Origin of the sequence: Phyllobacterium sp. 22552, assembly GCF_052044585.1 — a bacterium.
In the GTDB taxonomy this organism is placed as follows: domain Bacteria; phylum Pseudomonadota; class Alphaproteobacteria; order Rhizobiales; family Rhizobiaceae; genus Phyllobacterium; species Phyllobacterium ifriqiyense.
Window position 1 is genome coordinate 37504 of record NZ_JBQENG010000003.1, and the last position, 26961, is coordinate 64464.

Annotated in this window: 17 protein-coding genes and 1 pseudogene; 6 read left to right on the forward strand and 12 right to left on the reverse strand. The window is 51.8% G+C overall.

The annotated features are described in order from the left end of the window. The 10 genes from ACTJI9_RS07425 to sppA all read right to left on the reverse strand — a co-directional run bounded on the left by ACTJI9_RS07425 (position 1) and on the right by sppA (position 11965). Entirely contained in the window at positions 1-2814 is a 2814-nt protein-coding gene (locus ACTJI9_RS07425; RefSeq protein WP_440807005.1) for a [protein-PII] uridylyltransferase, read from the reverse strand. Between the two features lie 96 nt (positions 2815-2910). Then, positions 2911-5562 carry a DNA mismatch repair protein MutS gene (gene mutS / locus ACTJI9_RS07430; protein ID WP_440807687.1) on the reverse strand — a complete coding sequence of 884 codons (2652 nt, stop codon included), beginning with the start codon at positions 5560-5562 and terminating at the stop codon, positions 2911-2913. A 177-nt stretch (positions 5563-5739) separates the two neighbouring features. Further along, entirely contained in the window at positions 5740-6630 is an 891-nt protein-coding gene (locus ACTJI9_RS07435) for a GNAT family N-acetyltransferase (protein ID WP_370878770.1), read from the reverse strand. Between the two features lie 113 nt (positions 6631-6743). Next, positions 6744-7241 (reverse strand): signal peptidase II, encoded by a 498-nt coding sequence (gene lspA, locus ACTJI9_RS07440; RefSeq protein WP_354342778.1) that lies wholly within the window; start codon positions 7239-7241, stop codon positions 6744-6746. A gap of 13 nt (positions 7242-7254) precedes the next feature. Beyond that, positions 7255-8124, reverse strand: coding sequence for a TrmH family RNA methyltransferase (locus ACTJI9_RS07445; RefSeq protein WP_440807010.1), 870 nt, complete (start codon positions 8122-8124; stop codon positions 7255-7257). Then, a complete protein-coding gene (locus tag ACTJI9_RS07450; RefSeq protein WP_440807013.1) occupies positions 8121-9227 on the reverse strand; it encodes a class I SAM-dependent methyltransferase in 1107 nt (368 codons plus the stop codon). The genes ACTJI9_RS07445 and ACTJI9_RS07450 overlap by 4 nt, the downstream gene beginning before the upstream one ends. Positions 9228-9260: 33 nt before the next feature. Next, positions 9261-10226: an ornithine cyclodeaminase family protein gene (locus tag ACTJI9_RS07455; RefSeq protein WP_115051538.1), complete on the reverse strand. Its 966-nt coding sequence runs from the start codon at positions 10224-10226 to the stop codon at positions 9261-9263. A 19-nt stretch (positions 10227-10245) separates the two neighbouring features. Then, positions 10246-10578, reverse strand: a complete 333-nt coding sequence (locus ACTJI9_RS07460; RefSeq protein ID WP_440807016.1) for a LapA family protein — start codon at positions 10576-10578, stop codon at positions 10246-10248. Between the two features lie 37 nt (positions 10579-10615). Continuing rightward, positions 10616-10900, reverse strand: coding sequence for an integration host factor subunit beta (locus ACTJI9_RS07465; protein WP_115051536.1), 285 nt, complete (start codon positions 10898-10900; stop codon positions 10616-10618). A 78-nt stretch (positions 10901-10978) separates the two neighbouring features. Then, positions 10979-11965: a signal peptide peptidase SppA gene (sppA, locus tag ACTJI9_RS07470; RefSeq protein ID WP_162802402.1), complete on the reverse strand. Its 987-nt coding sequence runs from the start codon at positions 11963-11965 to the stop codon at positions 10979-10981. A 247-nt stretch (positions 11966-12212) separates the two neighbouring features. On the opposite strand from sppA, the gene lptC reads away from it, so the two are divergent. The 6 genes and pseudogenes from lptC to ptsN all read left to right on the forward strand — a co-directional run bounded on the left by lptC (position 12213) and on the right by ptsN (position 17601). After that, positions 12213-12950, forward strand: coding sequence for an LPS export ABC transporter periplasmic protein LptC (lptC, locus tag ACTJI9_RS07475; protein WP_115051535.1), 738 nt, complete (start codon positions 12213-12215; stop codon positions 12948-12950). A gap of 54 nt (positions 12951-13004) precedes the next feature. Continuing rightward, complete coding sequence (locus ACTJI9_RS07480; RefSeq protein WP_115051534.1) at positions 13005-13613, forward strand: LptA/OstA family protein; 609 nt, start codon at positions 13005-13007, stop codon at positions 13611-13613. Between the two features lie 118 nt (positions 13614-13731). Beyond that, a pseudogene (gene lptB / locus ACTJI9_RS07485) lies at positions 13732-14460 on the forward strand (LPS export ABC transporter ATP-binding protein); the annotation flags it as partial. A gap of 167 nt (positions 14461-14627) precedes the next feature. Continuing rightward, complete coding sequence (gene rpoN, locus ACTJI9_RS07490) at positions 14628-16265, forward strand: RNA polymerase factor sigma-54 (RefSeq protein WP_115051532.1); 1638 nt, start codon at positions 14628-14630, stop codon at positions 16263-16265. A 200-nt stretch (positions 16266-16465) separates the two neighbouring features. After that, positions 16466-17056, forward strand: coding sequence for a ribosome hibernation-promoting factor, HPF/YfiA family (gene hpf, locus ACTJI9_RS07495; protein WP_115051531.1), 591 nt, complete (start codon positions 16466-16468; stop codon positions 17054-17056). An 80-nt stretch (positions 17057-17136) separates the two neighbouring features. Further along, positions 17137-17601, forward strand: coding sequence for a PTS IIA-like nitrogen regulatory protein PtsN (gene ptsN / locus ACTJI9_RS07500; RefSeq protein ID WP_008127044.1), 465 nt, complete (start codon positions 17137-17139; stop codon positions 17599-17601). A gap of 45 nt (positions 17602-17646) precedes the next feature. Here the strand turns inward: ptsN and ACTJI9_RS07505 are convergent, their stop codons facing one another. Together ACTJI9_RS07505 and ACTJI9_RS07510 are read right to left on the reverse strand one after the other, a co-directional pair. Next, positions 17647-18075 (reverse strand): Fur family transcriptional regulator, encoded by a 429-nt coding sequence (locus tag ACTJI9_RS07505; RefSeq protein ID WP_115051630.1) that lies wholly within the window; start codon positions 18073-18075, stop codon positions 17647-17649. Between the two features lie 135 nt (positions 18076-18210). Continuing rightward, positions 18211-26799 (reverse strand): GH36-type glycosyl hydrolase domain-containing protein, encoded by an 8589-nt coding sequence (locus ACTJI9_RS07510; protein WP_440807022.1) that lies wholly within the window; start codon positions 26797-26799, stop codon positions 18211-18213. Positions 26800-26961: the final 162 nt, after the last annotated feature.

The following is a 26961-nucleotide window of genomic DNA, read 5'->3' on the forward strand; positions in this document are numbered from 1 at the left end:
CTATTCTGCCGTCATGAGGGCGTTTTGCCGTTGAGGCTGGGCTGTAATAATGTCGCCCTCGCCGAAAAGCGCGAGAAGTTTTTTACGGATGCGGCTTTGCCGGGTCGTATTGGTAATTTGATGGCCAACAAGGTCGGTCACATAGAACACGTCGATAACCTTTTCGCCGAATGTCGTCACATGTGCCGAGGCAATGTCGAGCGATAAGTCGGAGATTACTCCTGTAATCTCTGACAGAACGCCCGGACGATCCAAACCTTCAACTTCGATTACCGTGAATTTGTTTGATAGAGTATTGTTGATCTCCACCCGGGGCGTAATCTTGAATGCCTTTGCAGCGCGCTTAGGCTTTGTTCTGGAGGCAAGCATCTCAGGCAGATAGGTTTTGCCCGACAATACGTCCTCAATTAAACGTCCAACGCGCGTGGCGCGCCGCCGCTCGTCATCGTCAGTTGCAAATTCACGGCTGATCAGGATTGTGTCGAGCGCCCGCCCATCACTAGTGGTAAAAATCTGTGCGTCGACGATATTCGCGCCTGCAGCCGCGCATGCACCAGCAATGACAGATAGAAGTCGCGGATGATCTGGAGAAAGGACAGTTATTTCCGTCACACCCTCAAAATCGTGAGTTTTCACCATGGTAGCAAGTGTTTTGCCACTGACGTCAGATTCTCGAACAAAGGTCGCATGGCGCACCTGATCGGCAAGGCTCACTGTCAGCAGGTAGTTCTGATAGTGAAGTGCGAGATAGGATTGACGTTCGACCTGCGGCCACGATGACAGAGCATGCTCAAGCTGCGCTCTGGCGTGGTCGGTTCGCTCTTTGCGCGGCACTTCCGAAAAGCCGCCTGTAAGCATCAATTCGGTTTCGTAGAACAGATTTCGCAATAACTGCCCCTTCCAGCCGTTCCAGACACCGGGGCCGACCGCTTTTATGTCGCAGATCGTCAGGATCAGCAGCAGTTTCATGCGGTCGAGCGTTTGTACAATCTCGGCAAAGTCTTCGATTGTTTTGCGATCATTCAAGTCGCGTGATTGCGCGACCATGCTCATTGTCAGATGCTGCTCGACCAACCAGGCCACGGTTTGGGTATCGGCCTTGGAAAGACCCAAGCGCGGGCATATGCGTTTAGCAATACGTGCACCTGCAATGGAATGATCTTCCGGGCGGCCTTTCGCAATGTCATGTAGCAGAAGCGCAATATATATGAGACTACGGTCCTTTTTCAGGCCGGGCATGATCTGATTGGCTAAGGGATGCTCCTGTTCGAGTTCCCCGCGCTCGATTTCGGACATTACTGCGATGCATCGCAGTAAATGCTCATCAACGGTGTAGTGATGGTACATATTGAACTGCATCATCGCGACGACTTTGCCAAAATCCGGAATGAACTTACCCAATACGCCGGATTCGTTCATGCGGCGTAGGATAAGTTCCGGATTGCGTTCTGAAGTCAGGATTTCAAGGAAGAGTTTGTTGGCCTCCTGATTGTCGCGCAGGTCTGCTTTGATCAGAGAAAGAGAGCGCGTAACCAGTTGCATCGCATCCGGGTGAAATTCCAACCCATGTTTGTCAGCAAGATGGAAAAGACGGATGAGGTTCACAGGGTCCTTGTGAAATACTCCGTCATTGGCAATCGTAATGCGGTGATTGTCGACAACAAAATCCGTGGTTCCCGCCAATTTACGTTTTCGGCGCGAAAAAGTGAGGAAAATCCGGTTGAAACCTGGAACATGCTTCGCCTGCTCCTCTTCCAGCGCAGCACAAATGATACGCGTTAGATCGCCAACTTCTTTCGCCACAAGAAAGTAATGTTTCATAAAGCGCTCGACATCCCGTTGTCCGGGATGCGCGGTATAGCCAAGGCGCCTTGCGATTTCGCTCTGTATATCGAAAGAAAGACGTTCTTCGGACTTTCCTGTAAGAAAGTGCATGTGGCAGCGAACTGCCCATAAAAGGTCTTCAGCCTTGCGGAAAATATTGTGTTCCGCGCGCGAAAGCACGCCCAGTTTGACCAATTCATCGCTTGTCTTGACGCGATAATAATATTTGGCGATCCAGAAGAGTGTGTGCAGGTCGCGCTGACCGCCTTTGCCTTCCTTTACGTTCGGTTCGACGAGATAGCGGGTTGCGCCGGATTTCTTGTGGCGCGCATCCCGCTCTGCAAGCTTTGCTTCGATGAAGGCGGGACCGGTGCCCTCAACAACCTCTTTATCAAATCGCTCAATGAGCTTGTCGAACAGCTCCTGATTGCCGCAAATATAGCGTGCCTCCAGAATACTGGTGCGGATGGTCATATCCGAAAGCGATAAGCGGACTGATTCATCCAGATTGCGGGTAGCATGACCGATTTTCAGGCCAATATCCCAAAGCATATATAGAATGTATTCGACCACCTGCTCACCCCAGGGGGTTTGCTTATAGGGTAGGAGAAATAACAGATCGATATCAGAACCTGGAGCCAGACCGCCGCGGCCATAACCACCAACCGCTATGATCGTCATTTTCTCTGAAGTCGAAGGATTGACTGCGGGATAAACATGGCGGGTTGCAAAATTATAGAGCGCCGTAATGATCTGATCCATCAACCATGAGAGGCGCACGGAGCATCGTGTGCCCCGTGCATCTTGCATCAGCATCGTTTCAGCGCTTTTGCGGCCAAGTTCCAGCGTTTGCTTGATGAGCTGCAAAACATCGCTGCGCTCTACAGACGGTTTGCCCTGCTTGGCTGCCGCTTTGACGAGATCTTCAAATTGTTGATGAAGCCTGTCCGGGCTGACGATCTGTTCCAGTTTCAGGTCTGTGGCGCTCATGAACACGACTTTACAAATGATGGCCGCACGCTATAGCGCGAATTTGCGCCAAACGAAACGATTACATTTTGAAGCAGGCAGTAATACGTCTTGGCGCTAATGTGCGCTTAGTCCTTTCAGGCGGTAAAGTTCTTCAAGTGCTTCGCGTGGGGTCAACTCGTCGGGGTTAATTGCCGATAGGGCGACAAGGAGCGCACTGTCTTTCCCTTGGACTGGCTTGGGTGCCTGTCGTTTTACCTCTACGGAAAACAGCGGCAAATCATCAATTAGCTTATCCGCTTTGCCAGAGGTTTCGCCAGCTTCCAGCTGATGCAAAACATCGCGGGCCCGATTTACGACAGCTTCAGGCAAACCCGCCAGACGTGCCACCTGCACACCATAGGAACGGTCGGCTGCACCCTTGGCAACCTCATGCAAAAATACAACGTCTCCGTCCCATTCCTTTACCCGCATTGTTACATTGCTTAGGCGCTCAAGCTTTTCGGAAAGCGAAGTCATTTCATGAAAATGCGTTGCAAAGATTGCGCGGCATTGATTTTTCTCATGCAAATATTCAACCGCTGCCCACGCGATGGAAAGACCATCGAAAGTGGCAGTGCCGCGTCCGATCTCATCAAGGATCACAAGGGAACGATCCGTTGCCTGGTTCAAAATCGCAGCCGTTTCAACCATTTCTACCATGAATGTAGAGCGGCCGCGCGCCAGATCATCGGATGCACCAACGCGGGAGAACAGCCGATCGACCACGCCTATATGCGCTGAACCCGCAGGGACAAAAGAACCCATTTGGGCGAGGATGGCTATAAGCGCGTTCTGGCGCAGAAAAGTTGATTTACCGCCCATATTGGGGCCCGTCAGGAGCCAAATGGCTCCTTTACCGGTGGTGAGCGGCGAGAGATTGCAGTCGTTAGCAACAAAAGGATTTTCTGCCTGCCGTCTAAGGGATTGCTCGACCACGGGATGACGCCCGGCGACAATTTCAAAGGCTAAGCTGTCGTCGACCAGTGGGCGGCAATATCCTTGTTCGCCGGAGAGAGCAGCCAGAGCAACGGATACATCAAGGGTTGATAATGCGAGTGCGCCAGCACGTATGGCGTCAGCATTGAGAATCGTTTCATTTGTCAAAGCGTCGAAGATGCCAAGTTCGATCGAAAGAGCCCGCTCTGCTGCATTTGCGATTTTGGTTTCAAGCTCAGCCAGCTCGGTGGTTGTAAACCGCATGGCATTGGCGATTGTTTGACGATGTATGAACTTGCTCTTTGCCTCAACACTATCCGTCATGACGGAAGCATTGTTCGCAGTTACCTCGATGAAGTAGCCCAGCACATTATTATGCTTGATTTTCAGCGATCGGATGCCTGTGGTTTCCATATAGTCGGCTTGCAAGCCGGCGATGATCCGGCGCGAGTGATCCCGCAGAGCACGCATTTCATCGAGTTCGGCGTGATACTCCGCACGAACAAATCCCCCATCACGTTTTAGCAACGGCAATTCATCAGCCAAAGACCGGTCAAGGTGTGCGGCAAAATCCAGAGGCAATTGGGCGAGACATTCGCGAACGCGGGCAAGTTCCGATGGTAATTCTTCACCCGAAAACAAGTGAAAAATCTCGGAGGCGGCTTCCAGACCCAGCGCGAGAGCCCCAAGATCACGGGGGCCGCCACGACCGACAGCCAGCCGCGACAATGCGCGGGGCATATCCGGAACGCCTCTTAGGGCCGATTGCATCAGATCGGCAAGGGATTGCCGCGCAAGGAAGAATGAGATGGAGTCGAGGCGCTCGGATATGGCTGTGGTATCTGTTAAAGGTGATGTCAGACGTTCGGCCAGAAGACGCGCTCCGCCGCCGGTAGTCGTTCGATCAATCGCTCGCAGCAGGCTACCTTCACGTTTGCCGGAAAGCGTGCGTAGGAGCTCAAGGTTCCCCCGCGTCGCTGGATCTATGAAAAGCGAAGAACCTTCCGATTCCCGCTCCGGACGCATCAAGGGAGGGCGTTCCGCGAGCTGTGTTTTTTCAACATAGGCGATAGCGCCCGATATGGCGGAGAGTTCAGCGCGTGAAAACTGACCAAACCCATCTAGAGTGCTGACATCAAAATAGCGTTGTATGCGATTTTCTGCTGTGGCGCTGTCAAACAGGCTTGGCGGTTGGGGGCTCACAGCGCGCCCGACAATATCAAAAACTGCACGCAATTCCGGGTCGTGAAAAACTGTGTCCGCCACAATCAGTTCGCGAGGGTCGACGCGGAGTATATCTGCCAGTAAACGCGAAGCGTCCGATTCACTGACGCGGAAAGTTCCGGTTGAGATGTCGATCCAGGCAAGGGCAAATTGGGTCTTATCCGCGCCTTTGACGCGGCCCATAGTCATCAGATAGTTTGCTTCAGAAGGATCAAGGAGTTTCTCTTCAGTGATCGTTCCCGGTGTAACCAATCGAACAACATCGCGCTTTACAACGGATTTTGAACCACGCTTCCTCGCTTCGGCCGGATCTTCCACCTGTTCGCAAACTGCAACCCGAAAGCCTCGTGCTATCAGTTTCTGCAAATAGTCATCAGCGGCATGGACCGGGACGCCGCACATGGGAATATCTTCGCCAAGATGTTTTCCACGCTTTGTCAGGGTAATCCCGAGGGCCCTGGAAGCTTCGACGGCATCGTCGAAAAAAAGCTCGTAAAAATCGCCCATTCGATAAAACAGAAGACTGTCAGGATTAGTTGCCTTAATCTCGATATACTGCTCCATCATCGGCGTTGGACGCGCCGAGATATTCGCTTCATATGGGGATTGTTCAATTACAGAGGATGCCAATTTGGCCAAAACTTGTCTCCTGAGCTAAGCAGGAGCAATCTATTCGGTATCCGCGAATTTACACACCTCTGCAGAGTCAAACTGCGATATTCTCCACAGGTGATAAAACGATGTCTATCCGAAACGTTTCGATTCGGCCGCATAATGGCTGACGTAGCGTTCGGAGATGCGGCTAACGGGCAAAATGATGCAAACATCCGTTGTGCCAAAATCGTGATCGATAACGGCACCATCACCTATCATTGCACCAAGTCGCAAATAACCTTTGATCAAGGGTGGCATCGCAAAGAGTGCCACACGGGCATTGATAGCTTCGTTCGGAACAAGGTCCATGGCTTGATAAAGAGCAGGTAAAGCTTTGACATCCCAGTCGGCCGTTGCCCGGCAATTGTGATGAAGAAAGGAGAGCGGCAAAGCATGGGCGGCCGGAACAGTGCCTTGGAAGGATGCGCATCCAAACATCACGCCAATTGAATGGAACCGGCAATAGGTCCAGATGCCTTGCCAGAGCAATTCGACAGTACGTTTCGAGCGATATTCAGGCAGGACACAGGAACGGCCAAGTTCGAGAAAACGCAAATCCGGCTTGGCGGCGACGAGGCGTTCGATGGAAAATTCGCTTGCAGTATAAAAACCGCCTGTCTCGAACGCTTTTTCGGAACGCAGGAGTCGGTATGTTCCAACGATCTGTTTGTGCTTTGGTCCAGGTATTGCTGTGTCATAAACAAGGAGGTGATCGCAAAAGGGATCAAACCGATCAGCGTCGCGCTGCTCTAATGTTGCAGAACCTTTGGCGCCCAGTTCGTCAAAGAATACTTTGAACCGCAATTGCTGGGAGGAGGCAATTTCGTCCTCGGTTTGCGCAAGGCAAACCTCCATAGTCCCGATTCGGCCAAGCACCGAGACAATCTGTGGAGCCGTAAATGGCGAAGATGTTGAATCAACCTGCGACATGATGCTTTGATCTTTAGAGATTGAAGCGGATTCAAGCAAGGAGATGTCCATATCGATTTGACCCTCGTCGGAGGTTGACCGGTAGTCGTTCTCGCCCTCATTACTACGATTTAATGACGGCAACATGACGTAAAACGAAGGCCAAACCGGCGATGCTTGATCAGCTAGTTTGCCTTATCAGGCGGGTTCTTCCGCTCTTTAGCCCAAACAAAAAACTCTTCAACTACAACCAATGCTGCACCAACAGAAATATAGGCATCCGCGAGATTGAAAACGGCGAATGACCATGATGGCAGATGGAAAAGAATATAGTCGATTACATAGCCATGAACGCTGCGATCAATGAGGTTACCGAGAGCGCCGCCAATGATAAGCGCAAAGCCCGCACGAGAAATCCACCGATCCGGGTTTGTACTCCACCAAAGGTAACTTACGAAGCCTATGACGGCGAGTGTAAGCCCTATGAGCGCAATGTCGTGCATTCCGCTCAACATTGAAAAGGCAATGCCTTCATTGTGAACACGAAACAATGCCAGAAAGGGTAAAAGATCGATTTGCTGCTGATAATCCATACCTGTTTCGACGAGATATTTGATTATCTGGTCGGTCAGGACAGCAACCATGATGATTGCAGAAAGGCTAAAAAAACGCGTGCGGCTCATAAATGGCATTTTCTCAAGTGGTCGCGTCAAGCTTCAGGGCGTCACGCCGGATTTCAAACAGCATTACTCCGGTTGCGATGGCAAGATTAAGGGAGTCAGCTCGGCCGGCTTGGGGTATTCGCGCCAGCCGATCACATGCCGAGGACAGCTGATCGGGTAGGCCCTGCTGCTCGTTGCCCATTAACAAGACGACCGGCTTATTGGCGTAAGGGATCGTCCGATAGTCCACTGAACCCTTGAGATGCGTTCCAACGATCAGACCCGTGAAACTCTTTCTCCAGGATAGAAATTCTGCTTCCGTTGCCCTGATGAGGGGAATTGCAAATACCGACCCCATTGTCGCGCGAACCGTTTCAAGCGAGAACGGGTCCGTTGTGTCGCCGATGAGGATAATACCTTTGGCGCCTGCTGCGTCGGCAGTTCGAATGATTGTACCGAGGTTTCCAGGGTCCCGAACCCGATCCAGAGCCACGAAAACGTCATTGGCTTGTGGACGTATGTTGGAAAGCATTTGGAGGTTTTGCTGGAACACCCCGACTACCATTTGCGGGTTGTCACGCCGGGTTATTGCCGAGATGATCTTTTCATTGACCTCCAGCACATCGCCGCCCTTGGCCACCGTTCTGGCGGCAACTTGCTCGACAAGCGAGTTTCCCTTACCGGCTTTGGAGTAAACCAAGGTCTTGATTGTCCAACCAAGGTCGAGTGCGTCGATGACGAGCTTTAGTCCTTCGGCAAGAAACACACCCTGCTGATCGCGGAATTTTTTCAATGCCAGTGAACGCAGATCCTTGACGATCGGGTTTGTAAGGCTGGTGACTTCCTTGACTTTGCCCGGGCGGACGATGCCGCTGCCGTGATGGTGGTCGTCCTGCTTGCTCATGATGCACCCCAGCGGCTGAAGAGAGATGTGGAAAGGGCGCGCTTTGAGGAGCGCTCGCGAAGAATAAGTTCGCCGGACTGCACTTCGCCGCCAAGGCCCGTAAACGTATCCCGCATCAATTCGTGAATGGCAAAAAATGATGCGCGGATCGAATAGGCAGTTAAGACGACCGCCAAGGGATTTGGGGTAAGAATTGATCGGCATAAATCAATCATGTCTGGCAAATTGTCGAAAAGTTGCCAGACCTCGCCGTTGGGGCCGCGCCCATAGGCAGGTGGATCAAGGAGGATGATGTCGTAACCATTTCCGCGGCGTTCTTCCCGCGCCACGAATTTCATTGCATCTTCGCATATCCAGCGAATAGGCTTGCTCGATAGTCCAGCCATTTCCTGATTTTCACGTGCCCAGAGAATGGCTTTCTTCGACGCGTCTACATGAGTGACCTCGGCGCCTGCCCGGGCTGCTACGAGTGAAGCAACCCCCGTATAACCAAAGAGGTTTAGCACTTTGACGGGGCGTTTTGCACCGCGGATCAGATCATGCATATACGCCCAATGCGTCCCCTGTTCAGGAAATACGCCAACATGCCGGAATGAGGTGAAACGACCCAAAAACGAAATGCCATCATAAGCGAGCGGCCAGGTTTCACCCAACGGCACATTAGGAAATTGCCAGCGCCCAACGCCCTCTTCATCTGTATTGCCGGTGAAAATTGCATCGGCCTTGTCCCACTCGCTCTTACTCCACGCCGGAAGCCAGATCGCTTGACCTTCCGGGCGGACAATCCGGTAAGGGCCGTACTGTTCCAGTTTCAAACCATTGCCGCTATCAAGAAGCGCATAATCTTCAGACGGAAGCGTTTCCAGAATAAGTCCGGTCTTTTCCTGCGGACGTGCACCGGTACGGCGGGTAACCACGCGCTTTGGAGTTTGTTCTGTTCGCGGCGATGCACGCTCCGTTTCATCATCGGAGGAACGGTGCGCTTTGGCGAATTGCGGGCGGGGCTTCGTTACGCTTTGCCGCTGCACAGCATTTTTTGAAACGTCACCTTGTCGGCCACTGCCGTTTTTCGTTTTTCTAATTTTACCGCCGGGCGATTTCAAACCGTATTTTCCTTGCAACCTTTTCCAAGGTTACTACGCCATTGCCTTTTCATAGACAAGGATACCCGCAGCAAGGTCTTCAAGAGCTGCGCCAACAGATTTGAACAATGTAATCTCGCCCGTCGATTGACGACCTCTCATTGTTCCTCGTGTGAGGTCGAACAAATCGCCAATTATGTGGCCGGAATCGATTACCCCGGCCTTGATCGGCTGGACGATATCACCGCCCTCTTTTAGCGCTCCGTCTCTCGTATCAACAAAAACACGCGCTCGTTTGATGCACTCATCGTCACTTTCTCGCATCTTCGGCGTAAAAGCACCGATAAGATCGACGTGTGCGCCGGCTTTCAGATGTTTTCCAAGGATCAACGGCTCGGTGGATAGCGTACCGGCGGTGATGATATCGGCCTCCGCGATCGCTGCATCCTTGTCTTCAACAGCTCTGGCGTTAAAACCGTCCCGGATCAACTCTGCCGCTACTTTCTCGGCTCCGGCAAAATTTCTGTTCCAAATCGAGATGTCGTTAATTGGACGTATGGCGCTATGAGCTCGGGCCAAAAAGCCCGAAAGTGCGCCCGCACCGAGAACCACAAGCTTTGATGCATCTTCCCGGGCGAGATAGCGTGCTGCAAGAGCGGACGCCCCTGCTGTCCGCCATAAGGTCAGGCGTTGACCATCTATAAGAGCTTTTGGTTCACCGGTCTTACCGTCGAGCAACAGATATACACCCATCACGGCAGGTTTCGAGACGGCACCATTATCTGGCGAGACAGTTACAATCTTGACGCCCATATAACCCTTGGACGAGTCGCCCAGCGCATCAAAATCGGACCATGCGGGCATTAGAAGCAGTGTGGAGGCCGCTCCATCCGGACGCTCAACAGTATGATGGTGGCGCACGGGCTGGATCACGCCTTGGCGGAATGCCAGCTCGATTGCGTTAATCATGTCGGGCCAATTCAACAGGGCATCGACCTCAACGGGGGAGACGAGTTTCATTAAAGGTCCTTGATAGAAATTAATGCAAGGAGGGAAGATTGGGTGTCGAGGCCGTTCCAGTGGCTGCCTTGCGCGCTTCCTTGCGTAACATTTCTGCTTCGAGCTTGCGTTGACGCGCCAGCTTGCGATGCTTGCCCTGATTGGACCAAGTGACAAGACTGCCGAGAACAAGACCGATGATCAAAGCGGCAAACAACCAGACAAACAAAGGAGCCGAGTAGGAAAGCGCAGGGTTGCCCGGATTGAAGGGATCAATCGTAAACAGGGCATTACCGCGATTGGCAACCGATAAAGCGATCAGAATAATCGCGATCGGTACGAGAATCAGTACGGCGACCACGCGATTAATCATATTGAAGCCTCTTTTTGCTTATTCACTAAGTATGGATTCAGCTGTTTGCATTCAGCCTGTCGCGGAGTTCCTTGCCGGTCTTGAAGAACGGTACCCACTTCTCTTCGACGTCAACGCTTTCACCTGTTCGCGGGTTGCGGCCGCTGCGGGCCGGCCGGTTCTTTACGGAAAATGCACCGAAGCCTCGTAGCTCGACGCGATTGCCCTCAGCCAAAGCATCTGTAATTTCGTCAAAGATGGCGCCGACAATATTCTCCACATCGCGCTGGAATAGATGCGGATTGCGGTTGGCAATTATTTGCACAAGCTCTGATTTGATCACAGCAAAATTCCCTTCTGGTTTTGAGATCAGGATACACAGTCGAACTGGACTATGCCACTGATCTTATATGTAAATAGCTTATTGCGCTCCCACGGGCTTGCCGTCAACGTGCCAAACCGAAACGAGTCCGTCAAGAAACATCCTGTCGCCAGTAATTTCGTGGAGCACTCCAGTGCTTGTCTCAGGCAGACCCAGCAGTTTGGCAGCCATTTTCATCGCGGATTGCGAGAAAAGAGAACCAAAGGTGGATTTTTCAACCGGTTTCCATTCAACGACCTTAAGTTTCGGGTCTACGCCCTTACCTTCAAGCCACTCAAGCGCCTTTTCTTCACCGCCAAGCGCGTCGATAAGTTTGTTCGATAGAGCCTGACGACCAGTAAATACGGAGCCATCTGCCAGCGCCAACGCCTGTTCGTGGTTAAATTTGCGACGATCCTCAACGAGGCCCACAAACCAATTGTAGGAATCGATTATCATGCGATGGATCATTGCCTTGGCTTCATCGCTTGCAGGATTGAAAAAATTGGGTTCAGCTTTCAGCGGGCTGGATTTAATAGTTTCGACTTTTACACCGACCTTTGTCAAAAGCTCCGATATATCCGGATACTGAAACAAGACGCCGATGGAACCGACAATGGACGACTGCCTTGCAACAATATGATCCGTAGCGACTGCGATCATATATCCGGCTGATGCAGCCAAAGTCCCAACCTGCGCAACGACGGGTTTTTTCTCTGCAATTTTGCGGACAGATTCGTAAATTGCTTCACCGCCAGCAGTGGTGCCACCGGGTGAATCAATGGACACGATAACACCTTTGACGGCGTCGGACTCCCCAATATCTTTCAAGCGTTTGAGAAGCTCTTCATCTTCAAGAATTGTTCCCTCAACACGCACTTTTGCAATGTGAGGAACGGATTTGCTTGTATAGCCTTCCGAACCGCTGGTGATGAGATAGATTGCAATCAAAGCAAAAGCAGCCACCAGCAAAGCAACAATACGCCAGAAAGTTACCTTTCGCCGTAGCTTGCGCCTATCGATAATTGCATCCGCTGTGTTGGCCATGATTTTTGTCCGTTTCGCCAATGTTTGTGATACTCTTTTGCGATATCGCCCAGTGGAAGTCCAGACAGTGCGCCAATCGATGAGTACAAATATGGGTGCGCGAATGACCTTGTAACTGGCCATCTCACCACATACTTGTTCCTACACGCATCGCATATGCTCTAAATCACGTCTATTTCATCGAAAAATAACCATATTGGCGTTGAACTAGCTAGAAATATTATAAACGGTAACAGCAGCCAAACCCATGTCTATTGAAAAAACCGATATCACTGGTGTGCGAAATGCCGCCGCAGACGCCGAGCATCATGCGACGGTTGCACGGCAATTTGCGGCATCCGACAAGGGATCGACTGTTTTCGAAGCTGCGGAACGTCATTCGCGCCGCGTTCGGTTGTTGAAGTTTTCTTTGCCTGTAATTGCCCTTGTGGGCGCTGCGGTATTTTCGTGGTTTACATTCTTTTCCGCCTCGGGCGTTCCAAACAACATTGCTCTGGATGGTGCTGGAATCGAGGATGGCAAGCTTGTGATGACGAATCCCAAGCTCGACGGCTTTACCAAGGATAAGCTTCCCTACAAAATGAGTGCTGTAAGAGCCTTGCAGCAGGTTGGAAACAGTTCAGTCATATCGCTTGAAGGTATTGACGCGGAAATTCCAATCGGCAAAGACATGCGCGCTGAGGTTAAAGCGAAGTCAGGGGTTTTCGACAATGCCAACAGGCAGTTGAAGCTCGACAGCGAGATAAGTTTGGTGACATCGGATGGCATAACTGCTCAGTTGCAATCTGCCGATATTGATATTGCCGGAAATACCATGTCCACCAATGATCCAGTCAGCGTAAAAAATCGTAATGGCAGTATTGTTGCCGATAGTATGCAGATCACTGAGGGTGGTAAGGTAGTGACGTTTGAAAAGCGTGTAAGGCTTGTCATTCAACCTACAAAGCTGCAAGAAGGTGACAATGAGGTAAAATCGTCCAACTGATCTACAGTCGGGATTGTTACTTTGAAGAAATTTCTCGGATTAGGAGAGAGAGCAATGTCTTTCGGGGCGAAACTGATCAGGATATCATCGGTTGCAGTGAGTTTGTTGGCCTCCGCGTTGGTTGTCCCTGCCATGGCGCAGCAGACTCCAGGTGCAGCGCCCGGCGGTATAAAGCTTTCAGGCGATCAGCCAATTCAGATCGATTCCGACAAGGTCGTGCTGCATAATGATGCAGGTACCGCAACATTCACTGGAAATGTTACGGTTGTTCAGGGCGCAACCTTGCTAAAAGCAGGCTCAATGATCGTCTACTACGTTAAAGGTGGCAATAAAGATGCCGCAAACGCAGATGCTTCGAAAGTTTCGAGCGGCGTGGCTGGTGCCGGAGCCCAGGACATTGATCATCTCGAAGTCAGCGATAAAGTCTATGTGAAGTCTGAAGACCAAGTAGCCACCGGGGATCACGGTACATTTGACATGAAGACCGAAGTGCTCGTCCTGACGGGAAGCAAGGTCGTCCTTTCCCAAGGGGACAATGTTGCTGTTGGATGTAAGCTTACAGCTCAGCTGAAAACCGGTGAAGCTCAGCTGGAAAGCTGCAAGAGTGGCCAGACCGGACGCGTTTCAATCGTCGTTGCGCCTAAAAACGCCCAAAAGAACTAAGCCGCCGGAAGAATTGTAAGTGTCCCTATTTTCACGCCGCTCACCCAGCACAAATGCCGCACGGCCAAACTCCAGTGTTTCACAGGAGATGCGCCCGGCGGATCCCTTGGCCGTGGATCGCATGAAGGGCACACTCGTCGCGCGTGGGATCACGAAAAGCTATAATGGGCGCCAAGTCGTAAATGGCGTTTCATTCGGCGTGCGTTCCGGTGAGGCTGTTGGCATTCTTGGGCCGAATGGCGCTGGCAAGACAACATGTTTTTATATGGTGACCGGGCTCGTGCCAGTCGACAAGGGCACGATAGAAATTGACGGGTTCGATGTCACAACAATGCCCATGTATCGGCGATCGCGCCTTGGTATCGGGTATTTGCCGCAAGAGGCCTCAATTTTTCGCGGATTATCAGTAGAAAATAATATCAAGGCCGTGCTCGAGGTTGTCGAAAAGGACAGGCACGCCCGCGCGCAGGAGTTGGATTCACTTCTTGAAGAGTTCCACATTGCCCATTTGCGAAAAGCTCCAGCGATTTCCCTTTCCGGTGGTGAGCGCAGGCGCCTAGAGATCGCGCGTGCTTTGGCCTCGCGTCCAAACTTCATGTTGCTCGACGAGCCGTTTGCTGGTGTTGATCCGATTGCTGTTGCGGATATTCAGCAATTGGTAAGGCATCTGACTGGCCGTGGCATTGGCGTATTGATTACAGACCACAATGTTCGCGAAACGCTCAAGCTCATCGACAGGGCCTATATTATCCATGCCGGTCAGGTTTTGACCCATGGTCGCCCGGACGAAATAATTGCTAATCCGGATGTCCGCCGACTTTATCTTGGTGATGAGTTCAAGCTCTGATTTTGCCGATCAGGCCCTCCGGTGACATAAAAATCTCAACTTTCAAACCCGTACTGGTTGAAAATGACACCAGCACGCGAGTTTTTGGAGCTTTTCAATTGACAAGCAAGGATTGGGCCACTTCTGTACTGCAGTAACTAATTCTGTATGGAGTAGCTGCGTATATTATGGCTCTGTCGCCAAAACTCGATCTGAGGCAAACCCAATCTCTGGTGATGACTCCATTGCTGATGCAGTCGATACGGCTGCTGCAGCTGAATCATATCGAGCTTGAGCAGTTCATAGAGCAGGAAATCGAAAAAAACCCATTATTGGAAAGACTGGATGCTTCAGACGACACTATTTTGTTTGGCGGCGTTCATTCCGAACATCGTTCAGACAGCGATCAGGATCTACGAAGCGACGGTAGTGCCGACAGGGTTTTATCTGATGATGCCGATAGTCTTTGGTTGAATAGCGGCGAGACCACCAGCTCAAGTGCAATGTCCGATACGTTTGATAGCTCGCTCGAGAATATTTTTCCTGACGATCCCGGTAGCCGCGATTTTATTGCAAGTGATCTTGCTTCTCAGTGGAAGTCATCTGCAGGCGATGGCTATGTCTCGTCGGGTGGAGAGAACTATAATCTTGAACAGGTGACCGCAGCGCCTCTCAATATGCAGGAGCATATCAGGGAACAGATCATTTTCGCTTTCGAAAAAGCAGAAGATCGAATGATCGCAGCCGAACTCGCTGATCAGGTCGACGAAATTGGTTATTTTCGTGGTGATATTGCCGAACTCGCCATCCGGATTGGTTCTTCCGTTGAACATCTGGAGAAGCTGCTCTTTGTCCTGCAGGGATTTGAGCCCGCAGGCTTGTTTGCACGCGATCTTGCTGAATGCCTGCGGCTTCAATTGCGTGCCAGAAAACGCCTCTCACCAGCGATGGATATCCTGCTTCAAAATCTTGAGCTGCTCGCCAAACGCGATTTTCATAGTTTGAAAAAACTGTGCCGGCTTGGAGACACCGAAATTATCGATATGCTTCGGGAAATACAGTTGCTTGACCCAAAACCAGGCACTGCGTTTTCGTCTGGCATAGCCGATAGTATCATCCCCGATGTTCAGGTTGACCAGGCTCCCGATGGCAGTTGGCGTATCGAGCTTAACTCGGAGACATTGCCCAGGGTGCTGATCAACAACAACTACTATGCAACTATAATGAGGGCGAAAACATCTCCGGACGAAAAGACATTTCTGGGGGAATGCATGCACAATGCGAACTGGTTGATTCGAAGTCTTGACCAGCGCGCTCAGACGATTCTTAAGGTCGCCACGGAGATTGTTCGCCAGCAGGAGCAGTTTCTTTTGCAGGGCGTCGCATATTTGAAACCTCTCAATCTGCGCAATGTTGCCGATGCCATTGGGATGCACGAATCCACGGTTAGCCGGGTCACGACAAATAAGTACATGCTCACCAAGCGCGGCGTTTTCGAACTGCGATACTTTTTCAATGCAGCCATTGCTGCCAGTGAGGGCGCCGAGCAACATTCTTCGCAATCTGTAAGGCATCAAATCAAAATTCTCATTGATGCTGAGTCGCCGGATTCAATCCTTTCGGATGATACAATCGTGGAAATGTTGAAGGAACAAAATATTGATATTGCGCGGCGAACTGTAGCCAAATACCGCGAAGCGATGAACATCGCTTCCTCGGTGCAACGGCGCCGCGAGAAAAAAGCTGAGGCTTCCGCTACCAAGAGCAATGTAAGGTCTGGATTCATTGCTCCGCCACGTGTAGGATTACTGGCAGTGGGCAAATGAACTGGGCCAAAGAAGTCCAGTCAGGGAGAACGAAGCGCTGATAGTTTACGACGATGGAGTTGAAGCGCGCCTAAGGATGGAACATCAGGAAAGTGAAATGTGATTGATCATCCCCGCGATTTTGCGGGATGTCTTTGCTCGATTCGAAACAACAGTGTAGATTGGATCGGGCAATGAAATCACAATGAAGGTGAGGTATCATGAGTCTGCGTGTATCTGGAAAACATATGGACATCGGCGATGCTTTCCGCGTCAAAATCGAAGAGCGGATGGCTGAAATGGTCACCAAATATTTCGGTGGCGGGTATTCTGGCCACGTTACTGTGGAAAAGCAGGGCTCCCGATTTATCGCAGATTGTCTCGTGCGTCTCGATACCGGAACGGTATTGCAGGCCGCTGGTGAAGCTCAAGATCCACAACTGGCATTTGATGCCGCTGGTGAGCGTGTTGACAAGCGGTTGCGCCGCTATAAGCGTCGGCTGAAATCGCATCAGGCTCCTGGCTCAAACGGTGTTTTCGATGATGTTTCTTATCGCGTGATGGCACCTGTACCGGATGAAGATGAGGATATTCCGGAGGATTATGCTCCCACAATCGTCGCTGAAACCTCGATGGCTTTGAGAAGCATGAGCGTTGCATCTGCGGTCGTAGAGCTCGACTTGAAAGATAGTCCTGTGGTTGTGTTCCGCAACGCTGGTAGTACGCAGGTTAATATCGTATATCGCCGCGCAGATGGGAATATTGGTTGGATCGATCCCTCGACGGTGGCCGATCAAGTCGTATCCCGGTAACAAAAAACAAGTTCATGGCGAGTTGAACTACCGTTCGCACTCTTAACAAGGTGCGGACGGTAACTGGAAGGAAGAGAATAATGGATCTGGGTGATCTCATTCAGCCCGACGCTGTCCTGCCCGCATTGAAAGTCAATTCCAAGAAGCAACTCTTGCAGATCATGTCGGAAAAGGCAGCCGCCTTGACCGGTTTGAGCGAGCGCGAGGTTTTCGATACGGTTTTGCAACGCGAGCGTCTAGGATCAACCGGTGTCGGCAATGGCATTGCCATTCCACACGGCAAGATCAACAGCGTAAAGCGTATTGCCGGGGTTTTTGCCCAGTTGGATACGCCTGTCGATTTTGAGGCGTTGGACGATCAGCCCGTCGACATCGTGTTTCTCTTGCTAGCTCCGGAAAATGCTGGCGCTGACCACTTGAAGGCATTGTCCAGGATTGCTCGCATGTTGCGCGATCCAGAGCGGATCGCCAAATTGCGTACCGCCCATGATGCCAGCCTGCTTTATGAGTTGCTGACGTCGCAGCCAGCCTCCAATGCGGCCTGACGGCTTATTGCGTAGTTTTAAAAAAGGCCGCCTTTGGGCGGCTTTTTATTTTTCGGTTTTTCGCGCATAGAGTTCAAGTCGGTGGTGTACAATATCGTACCCGAGCGATTTGGCGATTTCCTCCTGCAGTTTTTCAATTTTGTCCGATTTGAATTCGATGACTGCGCCGGTATCAATATCAATCAGATGGTCATGATGGTCGCCATGCGCCTGTTCAAAACGCGATGGTCCGCCATTGAACGCATGGCGATGTATGGCACCCATATCTTCAAGCAAATTCATCGTTCGATAGACTGTGGAAAGCGAAATGCTGTCGTCAATCTCAATGGCACGATGAAATATTTTCATCGCGTCAGGATGGTCTTCCGTTGAGCTCAAAATATCCAGGATAATGCGCCGGGGCCGCGTAATACGTACGCCCGCTTTGCGCAATTCCTTTTCATATTCAGGTTTCTGATTCAAAGCATGTTTCATAGCTGGAATATGCGTCAGATCGCTCTCAGTTGCAAATTTTCTCAACTGAGGACGCCTTTAAATTTGGTTATAAAGAAATCGCCGCCAATGAATTTCATCGGCGGCGATTACGGCGGTTTCTCTGTAAAAGGTGAACTAGCTCACTCTTGGCACTTCCACGGTGACCTTGTGTTCGCCGGATGTCTCCATGGGAATACCGCCTTCTGGCTTTGTCAGCTTCTTTCCATTGACTGTAATCTTCTTGGTTCCGCTGGCAAGTGGTTTGACCTCAACTGAATATTTGGCATCACCATTGCGCAAGACAAAGCTGAAGCCATCCCATGTGGAGGGCAGGGCCGGATCAACGAACAATCGGTCGGCTTGTCGGGTAATGCCAAGAATTCCTTCCGTCGCAACGCGATATAACCAGCCAGCGGAGCCCGTATACCAAGTCCAGCCACCGCGACCGCGCATGGGATCGACTGAGTAAACATCCGCAGCGACGACATAGGGTTCAACACGATACGACTCAGCCTTGTCAGCATTAAGGGAGTGATTGACCGGGTTAAGCATGCTGAACCAGCGATAGGCTTCATCGGCATTGCCGAGTTTGGCCATTGCCAGAACCGCCCAAGTTGCCGCGTGCGTATATTGTCCGCCATTCTCGCGCACACCAACCGGATAGCTCTTGATATAACCCGGATCGTGGCGCGATTTGTTGAACGGAGGCGTAAACAGTTTGACGACCTGTGCTTCTTCGTCAATCAGATGGGTGGCGACCGATCCCATTGCTTGCTTGGCCCGGTCCGGATCGCCATAACCGGAAAGGACGCTCCAAGATTGAGCGATAGAATCGATCTTGCATTCCTCGCTCATCTTTGAGCCCAATGGAGAGCCATCATCGAAATAGCCGCGGCGATACCATTCTCCGTCCCACGCATTCTTTTCCAATGAAGCCTTCACGCTTTCTATATGTGCTTGCCAGCGTTTTACACGCTCAGCATCATTATAGCGTTCAGCTATAGGCAACATATCGCGCAAGGTGCTGATCAGGAACCAGCCAAGCCACACGCTCTCGCCTTTGCCCTCTTCGCCGACACGGTTCATGCCGTCGTTCCAGTCGCCGGTCAGCATAAGTGGCAATCCATTGCTGCCTGTACGGGCAACAGCAAGATCAAGCGCTCTGGCAGCATGCTCGTAGACGCTGACAATCTCGGTGGAAATTGTCGGCTGATAAAAGGCATCGTGTTCGGCTTCTTCCAGAGCACGTCCTTCGATAAGGGCAACTTGCTCATCAAGAATGCTCAAATCGCCTGTCACGGACGTGTAATGCGCGATTGCATAGCCAAGCCAGACCACGTCGTCGGAAATCTTTGTCCGCACACCGGCTCCGGTTGTCGGAAGCCACCAATGCTGGACATCACCTTCCTTGAATTGTCGTGCTGAGACATTCAGGATTTGCTTGCGGGCAAGCGCTGGATCGAGGATCAGCATCGACAATGTGTCTTGCAACTGATCGCGGAACCCGAAAGCGCCACTGGCTTGATAGAATGCCGAGCGCGCCCATATACGGCAAGCCAGACTTTGATAGGGCAGCCACCGGTTGACCATGATGTCGAAAGCGTCGTCAGGCGTGTCAACCTGAAGACCGTCAAGGAAGTCGGCCCAAATCGCCTTGGAAGCCAACAATGTGTCTTCAAACGTACGGGTTGCGTGCTCGGCAAGTATCTTGTGAGCATCTTCAGTGTTTCCCGTGTCGCCCATATAGAACAGCACTTCCTTAGTTTCACCGGGGCCAACCTCAATATCCACCGCAAGCGCGGCACAAGGGTCACCGCCAGCTTCCACCAGATTGGACAGTGGCTTTGCCTCTAGAACAGCCGCGGGACGCTCTACCGAGCCAAGATTGCCTAAAAATTCTGTTCGATCCGCGGTAACGGATTGTGGCTTCACGCTGCTTGCAAAGAAAGCCATCTGATTGCGTCGTTCGACCCCGTAAGGATTTCGGGCAAATAGAACTCCCTTCTCGCTATCGTAAGACGGCACGATGAAGGGGGCGGTCTTTGCGCGAACGTTGCCGAGCATCCACTCAACGAAGCCGTAAACGCGAAGCTGTTTGGATGATCGACCGTGATTGGTGATTTTCAGGCTGGAAACCCTGACCGGTAGCACAGGATCGATCGTATGCGTCAGTTCAAGTCCGATATTGCCATGTTTGGAAATGAAGGTTGAGTAACCTTGTCCGTGGTGTGTCTCATATTGAACCGATGGGTCACGCAAAACCGATGCAGTTGGAGCGAATGCCGTATTTGCATCAAGGTCCACGACATAGATAGCTTCACCGGAGCGATTGATTACCGGATCATTCGACCACTGCGTCAATTGATAGTCACGGCTATTGCCCGACCATGTAAAGCCAGCACCTTCCGCAGAAACATGGAAGCCAAAACCGGAATTGGAAATCACATTGATCCATGGCTGCGGCGTGCAAGCCAGCCCGCTCAAACGCACGACATATTCGCCGGTGCCCAGATCAAACCCGCCAAAGCCATTCCAGAACTGAAGATCATCGCCTGACGTTTTAGCTGGGACTTTGCCTATAAGCTGGCTCGGCGCTGGTGCAACGCCACGCAGATCATCTGTTTCGGCCTCGATCAGTGCTTTGCTTTTGATGTCGGATGCCGGGAACGCTTCGGCATTCAGTTCAGTAACACGGTTCAACTGTTCGGAAAGCGAGCCATTTTGAGCGTGCAATACGATACGGGCCGAGGCCAGAAGCGTATTGTAGCTGGCATCACTCATCTGATCCTTGCGAACAGTGAAGATGTGAACCCGGGGCCCATACTGACCGCCGCGTGCGCGGCTATTCTCACAGATCGCCTCCAGTCCACGCTGGAAATCCTGAGCATATGAGAAGGAGCGTTCGTTGATTACAACAACGTCGACCACCAGTCCTTTTGCCCGCCAATATTCGTGCGCTTTGAGAATGTTTCTCAGCGTTTCCATATCAGCTTCGTCGTCGATACGCAGCGCGAGGATCGGAAAATCGCCTGAAATCGACATTGGCCAGAGTTCAGATTGACTGCCCAGACCGCTTGCAATGCTGCTCGAAGGCAACCGCAACGATTTTTCCGGGTAAATCAGATTGGTCGCCACACGCTGGAAGACAGCTGCTTCATCGGGGTTAATGCCGATATGATGTAGACGGACCTGCGAACTTGTCCAGGACAACGAGAATTCGCGAGCGAAGCAATCCGGATGACGGAAGCGGGCGACCACTTCTTCAAGCTCCTGGCGGTTGGGTCTTACAAGCGTCCAGAATACCAAAGAAACTTTCTTGTGCGCCGGAACGCGAACGCGGCATCGCAGGGAGGCAATAGGGTCGAGAACGAACCCATGATTGCCGCTCAAAGTGACGCCTTCGTCGAATACCACTGGATTGCGAAGGGTACGCCCCCGACCTATAAATGCCCGGCGGTCGGTTTCGACCTGCACTTCACGCATAGCGCCCGAGCCATCGCTAACGACGTGGGCAACGTGAATATCGGGGTCATCCGCACCTCGTTTGCGGCGCGTTGCATAAATGGCATCGCCGCGATCATCGATCTCCGTTTCCACGAACATTTTCGCAAAAGCCGGATGAGCGGTATCTGTGTCGTCATTGGTCAAAACCAATTCGGCATAGGACGTAACTTCGATGATACGATCCTTGGTACCAGTGTTGGTAATAACGATGCGGCGGCCTTCACCATCGGAATCGGAGGCAACGATAGTTTCCACAGTAGAGTGGATCGTACCCGTTTCCTTGATGAATTCAGCCTTGTAATCGGTAAAGATCGTGGTGCTTTTCTCTCCTGCCAAGCGAACTGGGTCGCTGGTGGCGGACCACCATTCTCCGTTTTCCATGTCGCGCAGGAAGAGAAATGTACCATAGCCACTCTCTATAGGATCAGGCTGGAACCGCGTGATGGCCAGACCATTCCAGCGGCTATATCCGCCACCATTTGCCGTGACCATCACAGAATAATGTCCGTTGGACATGATCTGGGTCGCACAAGGTGCGGTCATTGGGTTCGGAATATAACGGATTGAAGCCGGTTCTTCCGAACTTTCGACAGCTTTACGCATGGGATTGTCGGCTTTGGCCTGTAATACCGGTATTTCGCGTGGAGCTTTTTCCTGCAACAAAAGCTCGGCGGCTTCGATAACCGGATCAGCGTGGAAGCGTTCCCGCATACGGCCTTCGAAGACAACATTGTTGACTGCTACAATCGACATGCCGTGATGATGCGCCATGTAGTTGCGTACGATTGCGTATTCCTCGTCTTCGCGAACACGCGATTTGGTGAAATCAACGGCATCATAAAAGCCGTATTTTCCAAGCGCTCCCATCTCACGCAGGCGGTTCAGGTTCTTGACAGCGGCCGCTGGCTGATACTGGCTTGCCATGATGCTTGCATAAGGGGCGACTACATAATTCTTGGACAGGCCGCGTTTCAAGCCGAGGGTCGGCACACCAAAATTGGTGTACTGGTAATTCATTTCCGGATCGCGCGCATTGTAAGCCGCTTCCGAAATGCCCCATGGCAATCCTTTGGAGTCGCCATATTCGATCTGACGTTGCACGATCAGCTTGTTGGTCTGGTCAAGCATCGATCCGAGGGGTTCGATCATGACGAGGGGTGGCATCAGATACTCGAACATCGAGCCGGACCAGGAGATCAGCGCTCCGCGCCAGCCCACTGGGACGAGCAACCGGCCGAGCTTGAACCAATGGTCGACAGGTATATCACCCTTGGCGATAGCAAAAAGGCTGGCCAATCGCGCCTCGGACGCGAGAAGATCATAGCAACTTGCGTCGAGTTCATTGGTTTCAACCCGGAAGCCGATGGAAAGCAAGCGGCGTTCCTTCCGCTCAAGGAAGGTGAAGTCGGTATCGAAGGCCAATTGACGAGCACGTGTTGCGAGAGAAACAAGCCTTTCGCGCAAAATGTCGGTGCTTTCATGGCCGCCCATGGCATCGTCAGTATGACCCTGGCAGGTTTTGACCAAAAGCAGCGCCCATTCATTCGCCGTGAGACTTATCGGTGTCTCTAGCTCACCATGCAGCTCTTCGGTCAGGCGTTGAATATCGCCCGCGAACAGAGCAAGATTGATTGTCCGGAGCGATGCGGTCTCAGGCTCTTCCTTGATCGTTGTAATTGCTCGGCGGAAATTGGCCACACGCTCTTCAAGACGGCGGCGGAGAGGCCGCAGAACACGGCGGTCATCCGGAATTTCGGCAACTGTTTCTTCAAGGATATCGCTAACATCAAGAATCCCGTCGAGCTCACTTTGAAGATAGACAGACGGCGCTTCCGCCCATTTTTCCAGAGCGGAAGACAGAGCAACAAGATGACCGGCGAGATTACCGCTATCTACCGCTGATACGTATAGAGGGAGCAGCGGGCGAAGTGTCGTTGTTTCGTACCAGTTATAAAGATGGCCGCGATACTTCTCCATTTTTTCGAGCGTGTCGATTGTATCGCCAATACGCGTCAATGTTTCGTTGAAGCTGATCCAGCCGAAGTCACGGGCGGCAACAGTGGAGAGCAAATACATGCCGATATTGGTTGGCGAGGTACGCGTTGCGATAACGGGAAAGGGATCTTCCTGGAAGTTATCTGGAGGAATGAAGTTTTGTTCCTTGGTTACGAATGTATCGTAATAATGCCAGGTCCGGCGGGCAAAACGGCGCAATTCGCCCTTGTCGGATGATCGCACGATCAGATCGTCCAGAGGCTTGGCAGACCGACTGACCAGCCAGGCAATAACCGGCGAGAAAAACCAGATTGCGGCAAACGGGACCGCAAGCATCCAGGCGCGGCTATGGCCAGCGAGCGGCAGGATAATTGCAAACAGTGCAACGATGACCGCTGGCCACATCAGACGCGTATAATATTGCAACGTGTCAGGCGAGCTTGTCTTGGCTTGGGCGGCAGCGCGCCACTCCAGAAGATTTTTGCGCGAGACAAACAGGCGGTACAAAGTACGCGCAATTGCATCTGCCATGAGACAAGCCATGTTGGCAATGAAGGTAATGCGCAGGGCAATATCCGCAGCACCAGCAAATATGTCCGTTAAAATGGCTTGGAAATGCCCCTTTAGTGAAAGGTTCATGTCCGTAGGCACAAGATTGGTGAACAGGATCATCGTTGGTACGATGAACATGCTGAAAATCATGAAGAACTGCCACAAGGCAGCGATGCCGGGCGGCAGCAATGTCCAAGCTGCAATGGATGCCAGAATCCAGAAAATCGGCGTCAGCGAACGGCGCAGATTATCCACCATTTTCCATCGGGTAACAGCGGTAATTCCAGGCTTGGTGCTGAACAGGTACGGCAATAATTGCCAGTCACCACGGGTCCAGCGGTGGTGACGCGAAATATCGACATTATAGCCGGTAGGATAGTCTTCGACGACTTCCACATCGCTGACCAAAGCCGCACGGGCATAACCACCTTCGAGCAAATCGTGGCTCAGGATTGTGTTTTCACCAATTTTGCCATCAAGGGCGAGCTCGAAGAAATCGATGTCATAAAGGCCTTTGCCGGTGAACGTGCCTTCGCCAACAACATCCTGATAAACGTCAGAAACCGCAAAGACATAAGGGTCAATGCCGCGATTGACGGAGAATACCCGTTGCAGGAAGGAGGCATCGTCACCAGTCGTCAGCGACGGCGTGACGCGTGGTTGCAAAATTGCATAACCACTTACAATGCGACCGGCTTTCTCGCTGTAAATCGGACGGTTGAGGGGATGGATGAGCTTGCCCGCAAGGCGGTTGACTGAATCAGGTGTAAGACGTGTGTCCGAATCCAGTGTCATCACGAACTTGATGTCGGTCGGGATAACTTCATTGGAGGGGAAATAGGTCGTATCCTTATCACCGCGTAGCAGCAGGTTCAGCTCATGCAATTTACCGCGCTTGCGCTCCCAACCCATCCAGCGATTTTCTTGGGCATTGAAAAGGCGCTTGCGATGAAGGAGGAAAAACCGGGGATTGCTCTGTGTATAATGGTTGTTGAGCGCGGTGATTTTTTCGCGGGCATAATCCAATATGTCCAGATCATCGTCGCTTTGTTCAACTTTGCTGTCCGCCCAATCCGTCAGCAGTGCGAAATAGACTTCGCCTCGCGGATTGGTCAGATAGTGAACTTCGAGATTACGGATGTGTTCATCGACTGAATCCCGCGAAGTGATTAATGTGGGCACGGCTACAAGTGTTTTCGCCTCTGGAGGCAGGCCGTTCTTATACTCAAAACCAATCAACCGCGTGGGCGGCATGAACATTGGAATGATCCAGTTAACAAAGCCGTTTGCAGTTTCCATGGTTGGAAAAACCGCCAGGATTGTAAACAGCAGAACCAGATCGCGGGGCAAGCCAGCGCGCGTCAGCCAGTAATGGACCACAAGCAATATGGCGATCGAAAAAATGGAGGCTGGCACCCATAGTCCTGCAAGACCAAGATTGCGGTAGAAACGCACCCAACGCAAAATCAGCGTTGGTGTATAATGGCAAACTGCCTCAAGCTCGGGCCGCCCATCGCCGGCAAGGTAATAGCCTACGTCGCGTTTGCGCTGTTCGGGAACCCCGCCTTCACCGCCGGTCTGCTCCGCGCTCTTATGCGCAAGCTCAAGTGCGGCCTGCGTAATGTCATTTTCGCTTTTGCCGGAACGACGCGCAATCTTTTCGATGGCAACGCGGTAGGCATTACGCGAATGAAAGTCGAGCGCGTCGAAATTGGAATTTTCGCGCAGAACAGCATCTACACCACTGACTGTTTCAAACCATGTAATCCAGTCAACGTCGTCGATAGCCTTCAGACTGCGGATGAGATTTCCCATCGTCACGCCGCCAGTGGACTGGCGGGTATGTTCCTGAATAATCGCGTCCTCGGCATCGCTGCCGTTCTTTTCCAGCACCTCTTCCAGCCACGCCACTGCCGCTCCGGAGTGCATGGCACCACCACGCAGGCGATAAAGCAGGTGCGTCGCAAAGGTGCTGTCCCGCGCCGCCGTCGTATACTGTTCCAGCATCTGGGGCAGTGTGTCTTTTTCCGCGTTCAGCGTAATCTCATCAGCAACGCTATTGGCAAAGGCGCGCATGCGCCGTGCACGCTCAACACGCAAGGAAAGACGTCTTGCATTTTCGATCAGGATGAAGCGGACGGCAGAGGGCAGAGCCCACAATTCGCCGATATGCAGCGGCTCGACAGTTTGAAAACCTTCAACAATTGCGCTGAGGCTGTTCAGCGAGAATTGGCTGTCTGTGTGGGCCACATAGAGCCACGCCAGAGCCATAACGCGCGGTATATCGCTCTGACTTACAAGCGAAGGCAATTGCCGAATGAATTTCTTGGGCAGATCGCGTTCGACCTGCTGGATGTTTTGGTCAACAAGATAGTAGTTGTCGAGCAGCCATTGAGCCGCCGGGGTAATGGTTTCGCCTTTGCGGGCAGCGGCATCCGAAGATCGGTAAGAGTGTAAGATCAATCGTGCATTTTCAACGGTTCTTTGCTCAAAAACCATCGGCTCGTAATCAGGCAGGCGAACATCTTCGCCCTTGGCAACCCGTGCGCCAAGATCACGCAAATCGTCAATCGACTTATAATGTGCCCGGATCGGGTTTGGCTGGACAGAAAAAATCTGGCCGACGGTTTTCTTCTGAGATGCGAACGCTGGAAAAAAGCTTAATGAGGGCATTTGCTTCGTTTCTGTTGGAAGAAAAAAATCTTCGAGATTGCAATATAAGGCGGCATTTTACGATCTAATCGGTTCAGAGCAATGACGCTATCACCACTTTGTTGTTATCGATCAGTTTTGATGAAAATGAGTCAGATTGCCATAACGAATTATGTGTGGTCG

Coding starts and splice junctions, on each gene's coding strand:
- ACTJI9_RS07425 (WP_440807005.1), bottom strand. CDS start 2,814: ATGAGCGCCACAGACCTGAAACTGGAACAGATCGTCAGCCCGGACAGG.
- mutS (WP_440807687.1), bottom strand. CDS start 5,562: ATGATGGAGCAGTATATCGAGATTAAGGCAACTAATCCTGACAGTCTT.
- ACTJI9_RS07435 (WP_370878770.1), bottom strand. CDS start 6,630: ATGGACATCTCCTTGCTTGAATCCGCTTCAATCTCTAAAGATCAAAGC.
- lspA (WP_354342778.1), bottom strand. CDS start 7,241: ATGAGCCGCACGCGTTTTTTTAGCCTTTCTGCAATCATCATGGTTGCT.
- ACTJI9_RS07445 (WP_440807010.1), bottom strand. CDS start 8,124: ATGAGCAAGCAGGACGACCACCATCACGGCAGCGGCATCGTCCGCCCG.
- ACTJI9_RS07455 (WP_115051538.1), bottom strand. CDS start 10,226: ATGAAACTCGTCTCCCCCGTTGAGGTCGATGCCCTGTTGAATTGGCCC.
- ACTJI9_RS07460 (WP_440807016.1), bottom strand. CDS start 10,578: ATGATTAATCGCGTGGTCGCCGTACTGATTCTCGTACCGATCGCGATT.
- sppA (WP_162802402.1), bottom strand. CDS start 11,965: ATGGCCAACACAGCGGATGCAATTATCGATAGGCGCAAGCTACGGCGA.
- lptC (WP_115051535.1), top strand. CDS start 12,213: ATGTCTATTGAAAAAACCGATATCACTGGTGTGCGAAATGCCGCCGCA.
- ACTJI9_RS07480 (WP_115051534.1), top strand. CDS start 13,005: ATGTCTTTCGGGGCGAAACTGATCAGGATATCATCGGTTGCAGTGAGT.
- rpoN (WP_115051532.1), top strand. CDS start 14,628: ATGGCTCTGTCGCCAAAACTCGATCTGAGGCAAACCCAATCTCTGGTG.
- hpf (WP_115051531.1), top strand. CDS start 16,466: ATGAGTCTGCGTGTATCTGGAAAACATATGGACATCGGCGATGCTTTC.
- ptsN (WP_008127044.1), top strand. CDS start 17,137: ATGGATCTGGGTGATCTCATTCAGCCCGACGCTGTCCTGCCCGCATTG.
- ACTJI9_RS07505 (WP_115051630.1), bottom strand. CDS start 18,075: ATGAAACATGCTTTGAATCAGAAACCTGAATATGAAAAGGAATTGCGC.
- ACTJI9_RS07510 (WP_440807022.1), bottom strand. CDS start 26,799: ATGCCCTCATTAAGCTTTTTTCCAGCGTTCGCATCTCAGAAGAAAACC.